This window comes from Granulicella pectinivorans, from assembly GCF_900114625.1.
GTDB classification, from domain to species: domain Bacteria; phylum Acidobacteriota; class Terriglobia; order Terriglobales; family Acidobacteriaceae; genus Edaphobacter; species Edaphobacter pectinivorans.
This window is the reverse complement of record NZ_FOZL01000001.1, coordinates 3,464,734-3,478,514: the sequence shown is the minus strand read 5'-3', so window position 1 is coordinate 3,478,514 and position 13,781 is coordinate 3,464,734. Positions and strand designations below refer to the sequence as shown.

At 62.6% G+C, this 13,781-nt stretch carries 10 protein-coding genes; 4 read left to right on the top strand and 6 right to left on the bottom strand.

Translation table 11 applies throughout. The features are described 5' to 3' along the window. Nucleotides 1–107 precede the first annotated feature (107 nt). Nucleotides 108–2,528, bottom strand: a complete 2,421-nt coding sequence (locus BM400_RS13780; protein WP_245781874.1) for a cohesin domain-containing protein — start codon at nt 2,526–2,528, stop codon at nt 108–110. A gap of 311 nt (nt 2,529–2,839) precedes the next feature. Between BM400_RS13780 and smpB the strand changes: the two genes are divergently transcribed. From smpB to BM400_RS13765, 3 genes are all read left to right on the top strand, one after another. Beyond that, nucleotides 2,840–3,379, top strand: coding sequence for an SsrA-binding protein SmpB (gene smpB / locus BM400_RS13775; RefSeq protein ID WP_089839710.1), 540 nt, complete (start codon nt 2,840–2,842; stop codon nt 3,377–3,379). A 101-nt stretch (nt 3,380–3,480) separates the two neighbouring features. Further along, complete coding sequence (locus tag BM400_RS13770) at nt 3,481–5,025, top strand: leucyl aminopeptidase (protein ID WP_089841929.1); 1,545 nt, start codon at nt 3,481–3,483, stop codon at nt 5,023–5,025. Then, nucleotides 5,015–5,923, top strand: coding sequence for a DsbA family protein (locus BM400_RS13765; RefSeq protein ID WP_089839709.1), 909 nt, complete (start codon nt 5,015–5,017; stop codon nt 5,921–5,923). Before BM400_RS13770 ends, BM400_RS13765 begins: the two co-directional genes overlap by 11 nt. A gap of 6 nt (nt 5,924–5,929) precedes the next feature. On the opposite strand, the gene BM400_RS13760 is transcribed toward BM400_RS13765, so the two are convergent. From BM400_RS13760 to BM400_RS13745, 4 genes are all read right to left on the bottom strand, one after another. Then, nucleotides 5,930–6,403, bottom strand: a complete 474-nt coding sequence (locus BM400_RS13760) for an RES family NAD+ phosphorylase (RefSeq protein WP_217644114.1) — start codon at nt 6,401–6,403, stop codon at nt 5,930–5,932. A gap of 19 nt (nt 6,404–6,422) precedes the next feature. Further along, nucleotides 6,423–6,833: a type II RES/Xre toxin-antitoxin system antitoxin gene (gene parS, locus BM400_RS13755; RefSeq protein ID WP_089839705.1), complete on the bottom strand. Its 411-nt coding sequence runs from the start codon at nt 6,831–6,833 to the stop codon at nt 6,423–6,425. Between the two features lie 34 nt (nt 6,834–6,867). Next, nucleotides 6,868–8,880 carry an arginine--tRNA ligase gene (locus tag BM400_RS13750; protein ID WP_089839703.1) on the bottom strand — a complete coding sequence of 671 codons (2,013 nt, stop codon included), beginning with the start codon at nt 8,878–8,880 and terminating at the stop codon, nt 6,868–6,870. A 191-nt stretch (nt 8,881–9,071) separates the two neighbouring features. Then, a complete protein-coding gene (locus tag BM400_RS13745) occupies nt 9,072–10,103 on the bottom strand; it encodes a lysylphosphatidylglycerol synthase transmembrane domain-containing protein (RefSeq protein WP_245781873.1) in 1,032 nt (343 codons plus the stop codon). A 104-nt stretch (nt 10,104–10,207) separates the two neighbouring features. Here BM400_RS13745 and BM400_RS22090 point away from each other — a divergent pair, with 104 nt between their 5' ends. Further along, nucleotides 10,208–11,767, top strand: a complete 1,560-nt coding sequence (locus BM400_RS22090; protein WP_175529030.1) for a hypothetical protein — start codon at nt 10,208–10,210, stop codon at nt 11,765–11,767. Nucleotides 11,768–11,773: 6 nt separating this feature from the next. Here the strand turns inward: BM400_RS22090 and BM400_RS13740 are convergent, their stop codons facing one another. Continuing rightward, the gene (locus BM400_RS13740) at nt 11,774–13,765 is read right to left on the bottom strand and encodes a transglutaminase family protein (RefSeq protein ID WP_089839699.1); all 1,992 of its coding nucleotides are present in this window, start codon (nt 13,763–13,765) and stop codon (nt 11,774–11,776) included. Between the last annotated feature and the right edge of the window lie 16 nt (nt 13,766–13,781).

The window sequence follows — 13,781 nt, the reverse complement described above, 5'->3', positions numbered from 1 at the left end:
GGTACCAAGAAGCCGAGACAAAAGCCCCCCGCGATTCGACTGGTAAGGCTTCGGTGCAGAGCCCTGGCCTGCGGAGCGCTGGGCGCTGGGCCCTCTGCCCTGCTTCCTCACTTCACATGCACCACGGCCTGACTTCCGATGGCGGGCAGGCTTGCCTGGGAGCTGTTGCGAGCCCCTACCTTGACGAGGGCGAGGTTGCTGTCGCCGATGGCGATGGCCTTGAAGGTAAGGACGCAGAGGCCACCCTGACCGTCGACTCCCTTGCTGTTGGGGGGACGCGAGGTAGAGACCGTGACGAGACCGTTGCCTTCGTCGCGGTGGACGATGGCGACGGCCTGACCGCCGCGGGCGAGGAGTTCGCCGGAGTCCACGTTGACGAGCTGGAGGATCCTGGGGTCGAACTGGAGCTGGAGCGGTGCGGCGTAGAGGTCGTGCGCGTTGGTCGCGGTGATGTTGACCTGGAAGGTGTTGCCTACGGTCTGCTGGGCTGCGCTGGGCACGACGGCAAAGGTCACGGGACCGGAGACGGCGGCGGTTGCGGCCTCCGCGGCGGGAGAGGTTCCGGGAGCAGGCGGGGTTCGCGGAGCTGCGGCCTCAGCCAACTGGCGGGCCATGGTGGAGGCGGCCTGCGCGGCGGTGGTGGGGTCGCTGGTGGATGGCTTGCGCTGCGAGAGGAGGTTGTAGGCGGCGTCGGCTCCGGCCTGACCGGGGGTTTCGATGGAGACAGGTTTCTGACGGAGCTCGTAGCTCTGATCGGTGCCGGTGTCGATGGCGGCGGTGTTGAGGCGGGTGAGGACGGACTCGCGGACGATGTGCGGGATGAGGAGGAAGACGACCTCGTCCTGCTGCTTTTCAGTGTTCTTGGAGCCGAAGATGTACTTGAGGATCGGAATCTCGGCGAGACCGGGGGTGCCGGAGACGGTGGCGTTGTCCTGCTTGGTGAGGATGCCGGCGAGGATGGAGGGCTCACCCTCCTTGAGCTGGATGACCTGCTCGATGGAGCGCTGGGAGATGATGGGCTCAGTCACGTTGGAGATGGTGACGTCGGAGGTGTGGGAGGAGACCTCGATCTTGAGCTTCAGAGTGATCTCACGGTCGTAGTGAACCGTGGGGGTCATGGCGATGTTGACGCCGATGTCGAGGTAGGTGAACTGGGTCTGGACGCCGAGCGAGACGGTTCCGGTGGAGACGCCGGAGGAGTAGCTGCCGGTCGCGATGGGGATACGCGAACCGATCTTAAGGGTGGCAACCTGGCCGTCGGTGGCGCGGACGCGTGGGTTCTGGAGGATGCGCGTGTCGGCGTCGGAGAGGAGGGCGTTGAGGGTGCCGGCGCCGATGGAGACGGCGAAGTTGTTCGCGTTGATGTTGGCCAGGGTGTTGAGGGTGAAGTTCGAGGTGGTGCTGGAACTGGAACTTGAGCTGGAGCTCGAACTGGAGCTGGACGACGTCGAGGCCTGGGGGGTGATGCTAATGGACTGCGGGAGGGAGATGCCGAGGTTGCGGGTCTTGTCGCGGTTGACCTCGAGGATGGCGACGTCGACGACGACTTCGGGACGGGCGCGGTCGAGATCGTTGATGATCTTCTGGGCGATGAGAAGCTGGTCGGGCGTGGCGCGGAGGATGATGGCGTTCTGCGAGGCCACTGAGTAGATCTTGATGTTCTGCGTGAGCATGTTGCGCACGGTGGTCAGGATCTCGTTGAGGTCGTTGGCCTGTCCGATGTTGGTGAGGTAGAAGGTCTGGACGGCCTGCTCATCGAGGTCGCGGTGCTTCTGGATGTTGTTCTGTGCGACGAAGATGGTGTTTGAGGTGACTGGCTTGTAGAAGGTTCCGGCGATGGTGCCTACGATGCGGAGCGCGTCGGCGAGCGAGACGCTCTGGAGGTCGACGGGGATGCGCTTGGACTGGTAGTCGGGATCGAAGAGGACGTTGAGTCCGGCGGCTTTGCCGATGGCCTGGTAGATGAATTTGGTGTCTTCGACTGCTTTGATGGTGATGGGGTCGTTGGAGACGGGCTGGAGCTTGAGGGGAGCGTCCAGATTATCGATGGCGCGGAGGGTCTCGGCCTGGTAGGGGGTCTGCTCGAGGGAGTTGGCACCGGGTACGGGGGGAGCGTTGGGCGGCGGGGGAAGATTGTTGGGGTGCAGGATGATGTTGATCTCCTGCTGCGCGGTGGTGTTGCCCGGATCGATGGTGAGGGCGCGCTGAAACTCGGCGAGCGAGGCCTGGATATCGCCGGACTGCTTGAGAACGCGGCCGCGATCGACGTGGGAGGCGGCGGCGAGGAAGCGCAGTCGCTCGGAGCGGGTCTTGTAACGGATGTCCTTGGGGGCCTTGAGGTGGGCCTGGCGGTAGCCTTCGTAGGCGGCATCCCAATCTTCGTGGGCCTCCGCGGTTTCGGCGCGCTTGTTCCAGGCGCTGGCGGACTGTGCGTTCGCATGCGAGACGGTCAGGGCGAGCAGGACCGGCAGAAGGGCGAGGAGTACGGTGCGGCGGAATGATGTGGAGAGAAGGACTCGGCGACCCATGCTTTGTTTGTTTGCTTCCTTTTGAGCTGCACCCTGCGTTGCGTTTTTTTGCCCGGAACTGTCGTTCCCTGCCCGATGATTTGGTGTTTTAGGCGGGGTCTCCGGCTCGGGTGAGTATAGCATTCGGGTGAGCGGCGCCTCTTGACTCAAGTGCATGGTTTGGCTGGTCTCGCGTGTTAAGATGGACGTTTGGGGTCACAGTTGGTGTGCGGATTCCCAATTTGGTGCCGATGCCGGGTGCCGAGGTAGAAAAGAGTCCCTCGGCGTGGCTGAGGCCGTGCCGTAGAGCAAGACAACAGGAATGAATCGTTATGCCACGTTCTCTTTCCAATCCGACCGTAGCCCACCAGCCCAAGGCTGTGGTGAAGGAGAAGGACCGCGACCCGGTGGCGGCGGGTAAGCGGGATGCCGCGTTCAACCGTTCGGCCAGTTTCAACTACTTTCTGACCGACAAGTTCGAGGCGGGAATCTCGCTGCGCGGGACTGAGGTGAAGTCCATTCGGGAGGGCAAGGCCAACCTGAAGGACGCGTATGGGCTGCTGAAGGACGGCGAGTGCTTTTTGCTGAATGCACACATTGGACCGTTCTCCCATGGCAATGCGATGAACCACGATTCCCTGCGTACGAGGAAGCTTTTGTTGCATAAGCAGGAGGTTCGCAAGCTCGAAGGTATGACGAAGCAGAAGGGATTTACGCTCATCCCGGTGCGACTTTATTTCCGGAACGGGCGGGTGAAATGCGAGATCGCGCTGGCCAAGGGTAAGCAGGAATGGGACAAGCGCGCGACCGAGCGGAAGCGTGAGGCGGATAGCGAGGCCAAGGCTGCGGTGGCGCGGAGCCAAAGACAGTAAACGGCTTGCCGCCGTACCTAAGCTGTGTACCGGTCGTGATGGAAGAAGTCTATGCGGGCCTTCCTTCGGCCGGCAGTGTCTTCTCGGTTACGATGGTTGTCATGAATACCAAAGTTCTCTTTCAGGATGCGGCGGCTGTGCAGACTCCTCTGCTGGCTGTTTTTGCGGTGGATGTGGCGGTGGGGAAAGACGCCGATCCGATGCTGGCGCTTTTGACGACTTCGGATGCGATCTCGGAGGCTGCGGCGTCGGTGTTGAACTCGGGTGAGTTCAAGGGAGGGCTGTGCGAGACGCTGCTTCTGCACGCTCCGGTTGGGGTGAAGGCCGAGAGGCTGCTGGTGGTGGGACTGGGCAAGGTGGGCAAGCTCTCCATTCATCAGATCCGGAAGGGTGCCGGGACCGCGGTGCGGTTCTGCAAGCCGCGTGGTCTGCGCGATCTTACGATTGCGTTTCCGGAGGACCATGCGCTTTCAGATGAACATCTGGAGGCTCTGCCGTGCGACCTGACGACGCGGGCGATGGTCGAGGGCGCGGAGCTGGCGGAGCTGGACTGGGACACGTACAAGAGCGACCGAAAGGACAAGTCGGTGGCGAGCTGCACGATCGTATCCAAGGACGTGGAGAAGACGACGAAGGCCGAGATTCAGAAGGGTCTGGACGATGGGCTGGTGATTGCGGCGGCGCAGAACTTTACGCGCGGGCTGGTGAACGAGCCGGGCAATGTGCTGACTCCTACGGAGCTGGGCAAGCGGGCCGCGGCGATGTGCGCGGAGTCCGGGTTGACGTGCGAGGTTTTTTCGACGGAGAAGCTGCATGAGCTGGGGATGGGGGCTTTCTGGGCGGTGTCGCAGGGATCGCCGGAACCTCCGGCGCTGATTGTGATGACGTATGAGCCTGCTTCAGGACATGTGGATGGGGCTCCGGTGCTTGGGCTGGTGGGCAAGGGCATCACGTTCGATACGGGCGGCATCTCGATCAAGCCGGCGGATGGCATGGAGAAGATGAAGTACGACATGGCCGGGGCGGGCGCGATGATTGGCGCGATGAAGGCGATTGCCGGGCTGAAGCCGAAGGTGAAGGTGATTTCGGTGATTTGTTCGGCGGAGAATATGCCGGATGGAAAGGCCTTCAAGCCGGGCGATGTGGTGACGGCAATGTCGGGGAAGACGATTGAGATTGTGAATACCGATGCCGAAGGGCGGCTGGTGCTGGCCGATGGGCTGCACTATGCGAAGACGCTGGGGTGCACGCATCTGATCAATGCGGCTACGCTGACGGGCGCGGTGGCGGTGGCGCTGGGCAAGCTGAATGTCGGGCTGTTCTCGAACTCGGACGATGCGACCGAGTTGTTTATGGCGGGGCTTAAGGCGAGCGGCGAGAAGTACTGGCGGCTTCCCTGCACCGACGACTACAAGGATCAGATTAAGAGTGCGATCGCGGACATTCAAAATACAGGGATTACGCGCTATGGCGGGTCGATTACAGCGGCGATGTTTTTGAAGGAGTTTGTGGGAGATACGCCGTGGATTCACCTTGATATTGCGGCATGCGCGTGGCTGGATGAGGTGCAGCCGTGGATTGCGAAGGGGCCCAGCGGAATTGGGGTACGGTCCCTGGTGGAGTGGGTGAAGGGGTATGCTTCGTAGTTTCGTTTTGTTGATGCTGGGCCTGACGGCTGCATGCGGTGCGCAGGGGGCGGAGGTGACTCCGGAGCTTGCGCATCGCATGGAGTCGATGCTCCGGGAGAAGGTGCGGTTCTCGCCGGGGACTTCGATCCAGTTTGGGACGCGGAAGGCAAGTGAGATTCCGGGGTACGACGCGGTTGAGGTGAAATACGCGTCGCTGGATGGCGGAGCGGGGACGATTGCGCTGCTGGTGTCGAAGGATGGCACGAAGATGGCGCAGTTTACGAGCTATGACATTCACGCGGATCCGAAGGTGGCGTTTCCGCTGGGGGACAGGCCGGCGCGGGGTGGGCCGGTGGGTGCTCCGGTGGAGATTGTGAACTATGACGATCTGGAATGCCCATTTTGCGCGCGGCTGCATGCTTCGATCTTTCCGGCGCTGATCGATCGTTACAAGGACCAGGTGCGGGTGGTTTACCGGAGCTTTCCGAGCGATGGGCATCCGTGGGCGATGCGGGCGGCGATCGATACGGATTGCGTGGCGGCGGAGAGCGCTCCGGCGTTCTGGGCTGCGGTGGACACGATGCATGCTCGGGCGGCGGAGTATGGGGGGCCGGAGAGGCAGTTGAAGGTCGCGGAGAAGCAGATCGACGACGAGACGCGGGGCGTGGGGCGGGTGTTTGGGGTGGAGCCGAAGAGGCTCGAGACTTGCATCGCGGCGCAGGACCCGAAGGCCGAAAGGGAGAGTCTGGCGAAGGGTGCAGCGCTGGGTGTAGGGTCTACGCCTACGTTGTTTATCAATGGGCTGAGGATTGAAGGGGCGGTGCCGCTGGAGTTTTTGTTTGGGGTGATCGATGAGGCGCTGGTGGCGGCTGGACAGGTGCCGCCGGCGAAGTATGTGGCTCCTGCGGCGAAGTGATGGACACTAGCCTCTGATTCGCAGCAATCTCATGTCGTACAGTCTTGTGGACGCGTTTGCGATCTGCATCTTCCGGGCATCAGGGTGGAGAGGATTCAGAAGATAGTTCCAGCACTCCGGGACGATTGCGGAAGGAACACGAGCCAACGCAGTCTCCGCTGATGCGAGCCAGGTATCGCCGATCGCTCTTGTGAGGATTTTCTGCGTCTCCCAGCCTTGGCTTTCCGGCACGAGGTTGGAGATCGCGAGGCCTGCTGGCATGGTGACTCGCAACAAGGTGTACTGATCGGGAATTTCATCTCGCTCGATAGGTAAATGGACCAGAATCTCTAGCAGAGCCCCTGCGGACGACTCCGCCAAATACACGACTGGCTGACCGATCGTATTCCAGCGTCCGTCGGAGTAGATTCCGCCCTCTCCGTTAAGATTTTGATGGACGCTGATTCGCCAGAGATCCATCGCTTTCGTCAGCTCACGCACAGGGGGGGCTCCAGAAAATCTAGGCGAACATTCCATCGGCGATCTGCCAGAGCATACCTTCCACCAGGCGACCGCCGATGTCGGTTCGCACCATGACCAAAGGGGAGCGTCCGTCAAAACGATCTTTCGGTCGAGACAGCCAACGAAGGGCTTTGTCCTGATCGCCAAAGACGCGTACAGCATGGTCATACACGCGCATGAGCCGAGCTAGTTTGTCGGACTCTTCGAGGGAAAGATTCTGCTGCCGGGCACGCCGATGCTTCAACGTTCGCGCAGGAATTACCACTTCATACACCGACTTGAGGTCCAAACCGGACACCGAGGCGAAGCGAGTAAGCGCGTCGAGGGGTAGTCCGGTTTCTACTGCGTCCAGGTCGATATGAAATGCCGCTGTTGTCGAAGCTGCGGGTCCTTCCACCAGAGTCGCCATGAGCCATTATGCCACAGGATGAGCGGCATAATGTCTACATGATGGGTGGGGCTTCGATGCCGAGGTAGCCGAGGGCGCGGATGAGTTCGCGGTGGGCGGCGGCGGCGGTGGCCAGCAGGAGAGCACGGCGGGTTTCGTCGGTCTCGTTGAGGATGTGGTGGCGGTGGTAGAAGTTGTTGAACTGCTGGGCCAGGGTGAAGGCGTATTTTGCGAGGACTGCGGGTTCGGCGGACTGGATGGTCTGGTCGAGGACGGCGGTGAGGCGGGAGGCGGCGAGCCAGGTCTCCCAGAGGCTGGTTCCCTCTTCGCTGGTCAGGATTTCGGGGAGACCGGCGAGGGCGGGGACGGCAGCCAGCGCCGCTTCCGGTGTGGTGTTGGACTTGCGGAAGATGTTGGCGGCGCGGACGATGGCGTACTGGATGTAGGGGCCGGTTTCGCCCTCGAAGGAGAGTGCGTCCTGGAAGTCGAAGGCGATGATGGTGTTGCGGGTAAAGCGGAGCATGAAGAAGCGGAGGGCGCCGACGGCGATCTGTTTGGCGATCGTGAGACGGTCGGCTTCGGGGATCTCGGGATTGCGGGTGTCGACCTGCGACTTGGCGGCTTCGATGAGCTTGTCGATGAGGTCGTCGGCCTTGACGCCGAGCCCCTTGCGGCCGCTGACTTCGACGAAGGGCTTGGCGAGGTCTTCTTCGGGAACGACATAGCCGAGGTCGACGGCGGTGCGGGTGGTCATCGCTACCATCGCGTAGCTGAAATGGGTGTATCGGCTGGCGGCGTCGGTGAAGCCCATGGCGCGGAGGGCTTCCTGGACCTGGGTCTGGGGGTCGTTCTGGCGGGCGTCGATGACGTTGTAGATGGCGTCGGCCTTGCCGAAGGTGGGAGCGGCTGGGTCGCTTGGGCCGGAGGTTGAGATCCAGCAGGGGTGATCGGGATAGTTGAAGAAGGGGATGTATCCGAAGTCCTTGCCGGGGAGAAGGCCGAACTTCCAGAGGTGGTAGGCGATGTCCTTGCCGACGTAGGTGACGGTGCCGTTGGAGCGGACGATGACCTTGGCGTCTTCGTCCGTGGTGCCCTCTTCGAGGGCCTCGGCGCCGGCGCGACGCATGACGAGGCACCCCTTGTTCTTGCCCTGGGTCTCTTCGTAGAGGACGCCCTTGTCGAGCATGAGCTTTTTGGCTGCGTCCCAGAAGTGGAGGGAGAGGATCTCGGACTCGCGGGGGAGAAAGTCGTACTCGATGCCGAGGCGGAGCATGGTTTCGAGGTGGCGGCGGAGGACTTCGGTGGAGACTAACTCGGCGATGGTCGCGGTTTCACCTTCGCCATGCTCGAGGGCGTGGAGGGTATCGAGGCGGATCTGCTTGCGGGCCTGGAGTTCCGCGGCGGATTCGCCGGGCTCGGTGTACCACTGGCTGACGCGGGCGTAGAGGTCCCAGCAGTAGAAGTCGATGCGGGTGTTGGTTTCGAGGAGCTCGGTGAGGAGTTCGCGGACGCTGTCGAGGTTCTTCTTTTCGAGGTGGACGAGGCCTACGACGACATCGGCCACCTGAACGCCGGTGTTGTCGATGTAGTTCTGGACGCCGACCTGGAAGCCGGACTTGTAGGCGTCGGGGCGGAGGAGGCGGGCGAAGGTATCGCCGAGGATGGCGTTGCGAAGGTGGCCGATGTGCGCGGCCTTGTTGGGGTTGATGCTGGTGTGCTCGATGAGGCGGAAGCCGGGGCCGCCGAGGTCGGCGTGCTCGCCGGCGGCGATACGGAGGACGGTGGCGGCGCGGTCGAGCTTGATGTTGAGGTAGCCGGCTCCGGCTACTTCCACGGCAGCTACTCCGTTGGGGAGGGTGCGGTTGAGTTCAGCGGCTAACTCCGTGGCGATGGCGCGGGGGGCTTTGCGGAGGCGCTTGGCGAGCTCGAAGGCCACGGGGAGGGCCAGTTCGCCGAGGGCGATGTTGGGGGGCTGCTCTACCGCCAGATGCGGGAGCGTGACTTCGTACTTGTCGAGGAGTATCTGCTGGATGCGGGACTGGAGGGAGAGCTGGATTGTACGGTACATAGTGTCTGATTCACCCGTTCTTTGGGTTAAGGGTAACAGTTCTCGAGGGAGGGTTCTGAGGCGGAAGCCCACCTTCGTCGCGATGAGACTGCGCCGAAGGTGGGGCACATTACGTGGCGCGGAGGATTTCCGGGCGGCACACCCACATCTCAGAATCGAGATGTGGGGCACCCGACTTTGTGGGCCGCCGGCTAAAGCTCGTTGGGGAGGGTTTCGATCTCCTGGAGCAGGGGCTTGCGGGCGGCGGTGCGGATGCGGTGGGCCATGAACATGGCTCCGCCGATGCCGGTGATGACGACAAGCATCCAGACGTGGAGGGCGAGGCCGTAGAGGGTGGCTCGGACGGGGTCGGCTCCGTGGCTGACCAGGGCGGTTTTGATGGCCATCTCAAAGGGTCCGATGCCGCCGGGGGAGCTGGGGACGAGGAACGAGAGGTTGGCCCAGGCTACGGCCTGCCAGGGGCCGGCGGGGCCGGATTCGATGCCGAGAGTCTTGGCAGCAGCGAGGAACTGCATGCCTTCGGCGGACCAGATGACGATGGTTTCGGCGAGGAGGAGAAGCGACCCGAGGGCGCCGATGCCGCGGATGCACTCCAGCGCGAGGATGATCCAGTTCTCAAGCTTGAGGAGGATGGGCTTCTCGGGGAGGCGGATGAAGAGGCGGCGGATGGGGCCTTCGAGTACGCGGGCTCCGAGAAGAAGGACGATGATCGCGACGAAGGAGACGCCCAGGAAGGTATGAGAGGTAACACGCAGGTGAGTCGATGCATTGGGGCCAAGGAAGACCACGAAGAAGGCGACCAGGACGAAGATGTCGAGGAGCTTTTCCAGGAGCATCGTGGAGAGGATGACGGACGGCGTGGTGCGGAGGTCGGGCGCGTAGGTGAAGACACGCATGACGTCTCCGATGCGAAAGGGCAGGATGTTATTCGCAGCCAGCGAGGTCATGAAGACGCGGGCGCAGGTGAGGAGGGTCGCGTCGGTCGAGCGCATCATGTAGTGCCAGCGGATGATCCGGAGCGAGTAGCTGACGATGCCGAAGGCGATGAGCGAGACGATCCAGATGGGGGCGACGATGTGGAGGGAGCGGAACTCCTCGGGGGAGACGCCCTTCTTGAGGCCGTGCGCGTCAACGCGGGGCCAGAAGGTGTACCAGAGGAAGAAGGCGCTGATGACGAGGCCGGGCAGGGTTTTGAGCAGCTTGCTCGCGGAGGCGCGGGTCATGGGCGGCACGTCCGGGGGAAGACGTGATTGGGATGATTTTGTTTGGGCATGCCTAGGGAGATTGTACCGTCTTGGGGTGTACTGCGTGGGGTATGCTCGGGGGGATGGGATCGATACGGGCGGCGGCGGGGTGGGTGACGGGCTGGACGGCGGTGGGGATGGCGGTGCTGGGTTACCATCCTTATGCCGAGGACGGCGGGCTGTATGTGGCTGAGATCAAACACCGGATCGATCCCGGGCTGTATCCGTGGGGGACGGAGTTTGTCGCGGGGCATCTTGGGTTTGCGGGCTTTACCGGGGCGATGGCATGGGCGGTGAAGACGCTGGGCATGAGTCTGGATTGGGTGCTGCTGGGGGTCTACGCGGTTAGTCTTTGGGGAATGCTGCTGGGAGTCTGGTGCATTGCGGGCCGATGCTATGGGGACCGTAGAGCCCAGATCGGGGCGGTCGGGCTGGTGGCGGTCTGGCTGGGGGTGCCGGTGGGGGGGACGTCGATGTATCTCGCGGACCCCTATTTGACAGCACGGAGTGTCGCGATCGCTTTGACGGTGATGGGGCTGGCGGCTGGGGTCTGGCGGCGTTGGGCTTGGGCGGCGGTCGCTGTGGGGATGGCGGTAGCGGTGCATCCGCTGATGGGTGGGTATGGGGTGGTGGAGTTAGGCGGGCTTTGGTGTGTGTTGCCTCGGATGGATTCCGGGTGCCCCACCTCTCAGAAGCGAGATGTGGGGCACCCGGGTTTGGTGGCGGCGTTTCTTTTGGGGGCGTTGGTTGTTGGGTGGGTGGGGCAGGCTTCGGGGGCGCCGGAGTCGGAGGAATATGTGCGAGTGGCGATTACGCGGTACTACTGGTTCTTGTCGGCGTGGCAGTGGTTTGAATGGGTGGGGCTGGTAGCTCCGATGATGATTCTGGGCTGGTTCGCCTGGCGGTCTCGGATAGAGGGCGAGAAGGCCATCGCGCGGTGGGCTGTGCTGGTGGGCGGAGCGGCGGTGCTGGTGGCTTTGTTGTATGCGCGCGAGGGGGCGAGGGTACATGTCGTAGCGCGGTTGCAGCCGCTGCGGATGATGCAGATGGTGTATCTGACGATGGCGATGGTGTTGGGAGCGACGGTGGGGCGGAGGGTTTTGCGAGGGGTGGTTTGGCGGTGGGTGGTGGGATTGGGGGTGATGGCGGGCGTGATGTTCTTTGTGGCGCGGGAGACGTATCCGGGGTCGAATGCGCTGGAACTGCCGTGGGTTGCGCCACGGAATGCGTGGGTAAGGGCGTTTGTCTGGGTGCGGGAGCATACGCCGCGGGATGCGGTGTTCGCGATCGATGCGAACTATGTGCACTGGGATGGAGAGGACGCGCAGGGGTTCAGAGCTATTGCGGAGCGGAGCGTGCTACCGGATGCTGCGAAGGACGGAGGGATCGCTTCGATTCGTCCGGAGCTGGTGGGGGCCTGGGCGGCGGGAGAGAAGGCACAGGCAGCGTTGACCAAGAAGACGGATGCGGAGCGGGTGGCGGCGGTGGCGGGGATGGGAGCTTCGTGGGTGGTGTTGGGGCGCGAAGGGGTTACGGGGTTTGTCTGCCCGTATGAGAACGAAAGGTTGCGGGTTTGCCGGTTGCCGGTGAGGTCGAGGCCAGAGCCCACATCTCAAAAGCGAGATGTGGGGCACCCGGATTGATGGCTGTTAGTTACTGGCGGTTGTGGTGGTCGCTCCGGGCTTGATGACGACAGGTTCCCGGTCCTTGGTTTCGAAGGAAGTGAAGAAGGTGCGGAGCCTGGGAAACTCTTCCGCGGTGTAGATGGTCTGTCCGATGATGAAGTCGCGACGGATCGTGTAGTAGCCGGGAGCCTGCTCGGACTTGAACCGATAGAGTGCGTACTTTTCGAACGGGATGTTTTCATCCTTGGGGATGGATTCAACGGAATAACCCTCCGGGTAGTGGATGCGGACGACGTCGTTGTCGGTGTGGCCGTAGTGGAAGAAGACGCCGTCCTTACGCTCCTTGCTTGGGAAGGTGGGGTGATCCTGGGCCTCGAAGAGGTCGGAGACGATGAGGGCGCGGCGGCCGGCGGAGGTCGCGACCGGGCCTTTGACGGAAAACGATACTTTCAGGGGCTGCTCGTACTCCTTGAGGTTCTCCACCTTCTCGACTTTGACGTCCATGCTAGTCCCGAAGATGGTCTGGATGGACTCGATGAGGTCGTGGTCGAGGCTGGTGGCGTCTCCCCGGAGCGCCTTCTGGCGCCAGTAGAGGGCGGTAGGGCCGGTGTAGTTGAGGCGGACCGTACCGGTGGCTATGCCCTCCTTATCGAGGATGAGGTCGGCGATGCGCTGGTTGTTGGAAGCGCTATAGGGCTCGTTGGGAGTGGTCACGAAGCCGGTTCCCTTCTCCATCTGGCGGATGCCATCGGACATGGTGTGCTTCCATGCGAGGTGCTGAAAAGGGATGTAGCGCTGGCCTGGGTCGAAGTAGAGGTCCTTGCCGTCGACGTTGACGATGGCGATGAGGTCGTCGATCTGCTTCATGCTCAGATAGCCCCTGAGAAAGAAGTGGCGGTCGCGGCTGGTGATTCCGGCGGCGTAGGCCTTGAAGCCGGCGGCGCGAGCCATGGCGATGAAGAGCTCAGTAATCTGGTCGTCGCTGCCACGCTTGCGGGTGAGAACGTCATCCGTGGAGCGGATCTCCTTGACACCCTGAGCGCGCTCTTCGGCCTGCGTGTGGGTGCGGGTGAAGACCGTGTTTTCGATGTCCATGCAGGCGGCGTAGATCTTCTTCAGCTTGTCGATGGGCGGATCGGAGGGCGGGGCGATCTCCTGCACGGCCTGTTTGACGGCCGGACCGGGGCCGATGAATTTGTCCTGCTGCTTGCTCCAGTCCTTGCCTTCGGAGGCCCAGAACTCGTCGGCGTTGCGGTAGGAGCTGTAGTAGAAGAGGACGCGGTCGGTGAGCGAAGCCATGGGCGGCAGAAAGTCCTCGTTCGGAGTCGGGGGTATGTTGGCGACGTCGACGGAGAGGGTCTTGGCACCGCTGCCCGGCAACTGGACGACCTTGACCGCAGACTCCTTGGGCAGGATGGGGAACCAGGCGAGGGAGTTAACTACACCCTTCGAGCCCATGAGCTCGCGCGTGGTGGTCTTCCAGGCATAGTGGCCCTTGCGGAGAAAGAGCTCGGACTGGATGTACCAGTCGGGCGAGATGTAGTAGTTGTCCTCGTAACGCATCTTGTAGCGGTACTCGATGATGCTGCCTACCTGGACGTCAGGCAGGGAAAAGACCTTCGACATGACTTTCGTGTCGTTGTTCTTTTCGACGAGCTTCTCGAAGGGCTTGCCGGTGAACGGGATGACGGTTCCGTCGGGATGGATGGTGCGGCCGGCGATCTCGGTGATGTTGGCGTCGGCTCCGCCACCGGCCTGGTAGGGGAGCTCTACGTTGGCGTACTCCTTGCCGTGGTCGTTGAGGACCTTGAGCCGGACGTAGATGCTGAAGTTGTGATTGTCGTCGTCGGTGGTCTCCTCCTTGTAGAGGTAGACGGCGGCGGCCCCGGGGACTTCGGGCTGGGCCGTCATGGAGAGCTCCTCGGGCGTGGGCGGGGTCCATTGCGCGCGGGCGGCGAGGGGGAGGAGGACGAGGATGGTGAGGGCGAGGATGCGGCCTGTGTCGCGGAGATTCATGGAGCTCCCAGTCTCT

Bases quoted from the DNA above. Each gene is read 5' to 3' on its own strand.
- BM400_RS13740 (WP_089839699.1), bottom strand. From the start codon at position 13,765: ATGAATCTCCGCGACACAGGCCGCATCCTCGCCCTCACCATCCTCGTC.
- BM400_RS13780 (WP_245781874.1), bottom strand. From the start codon at position 2,528: ATGGGTCGCCGAGTCCTTCTCTCCACATCATTCCGCCGCACCGTACTC.
- BM400_RS13750 (WP_089839703.1), bottom strand. From the start codon at position 8,880: ATGTACCGTACAATCCAGCTCTCCCTCCAGTCCCGCATCCAGCAGATA.
- BM400_RS22090 (WP_175529030.1), top strand. From the start codon at position 10,208: ATGGGATCGATACGGGCGGCGGCGGGGTGGGTGACGGGCTGGACGGCG.
- parS (WP_089839705.1), bottom strand. From the start codon at position 6,833: ATGGCGACTCTGGTGGAAGGACCCGCAGCTTCGACAACAGCGGCATTT.
- BM400_RS13770 (WP_089841929.1), top strand. From the start codon at position 3,481: ATGAATACCAAAGTTCTCTTTCAGGATGCGGCGGCTGTGCAGACTCCT.
- BM400_RS13745 (WP_245781873.1), bottom strand. From the start codon at position 10,103: ATGACCCGCGCCTCCGCGAGCAAGCTGCTCAAAACCCTGCCCGGCCTC.
- BM400_RS13765 (WP_089839709.1), top strand. From the start codon at position 5,015: ATGCTTCGTAGTTTCGTTTTGTTGATGCTGGGCCTGACGGCTGCATGC.
- smpB (WP_089839710.1), top strand. From the start codon at position 2,840: ATGCCACGTTCTCTTTCCAATCCGACCGTAGCCCACCAGCCCAAGGCT.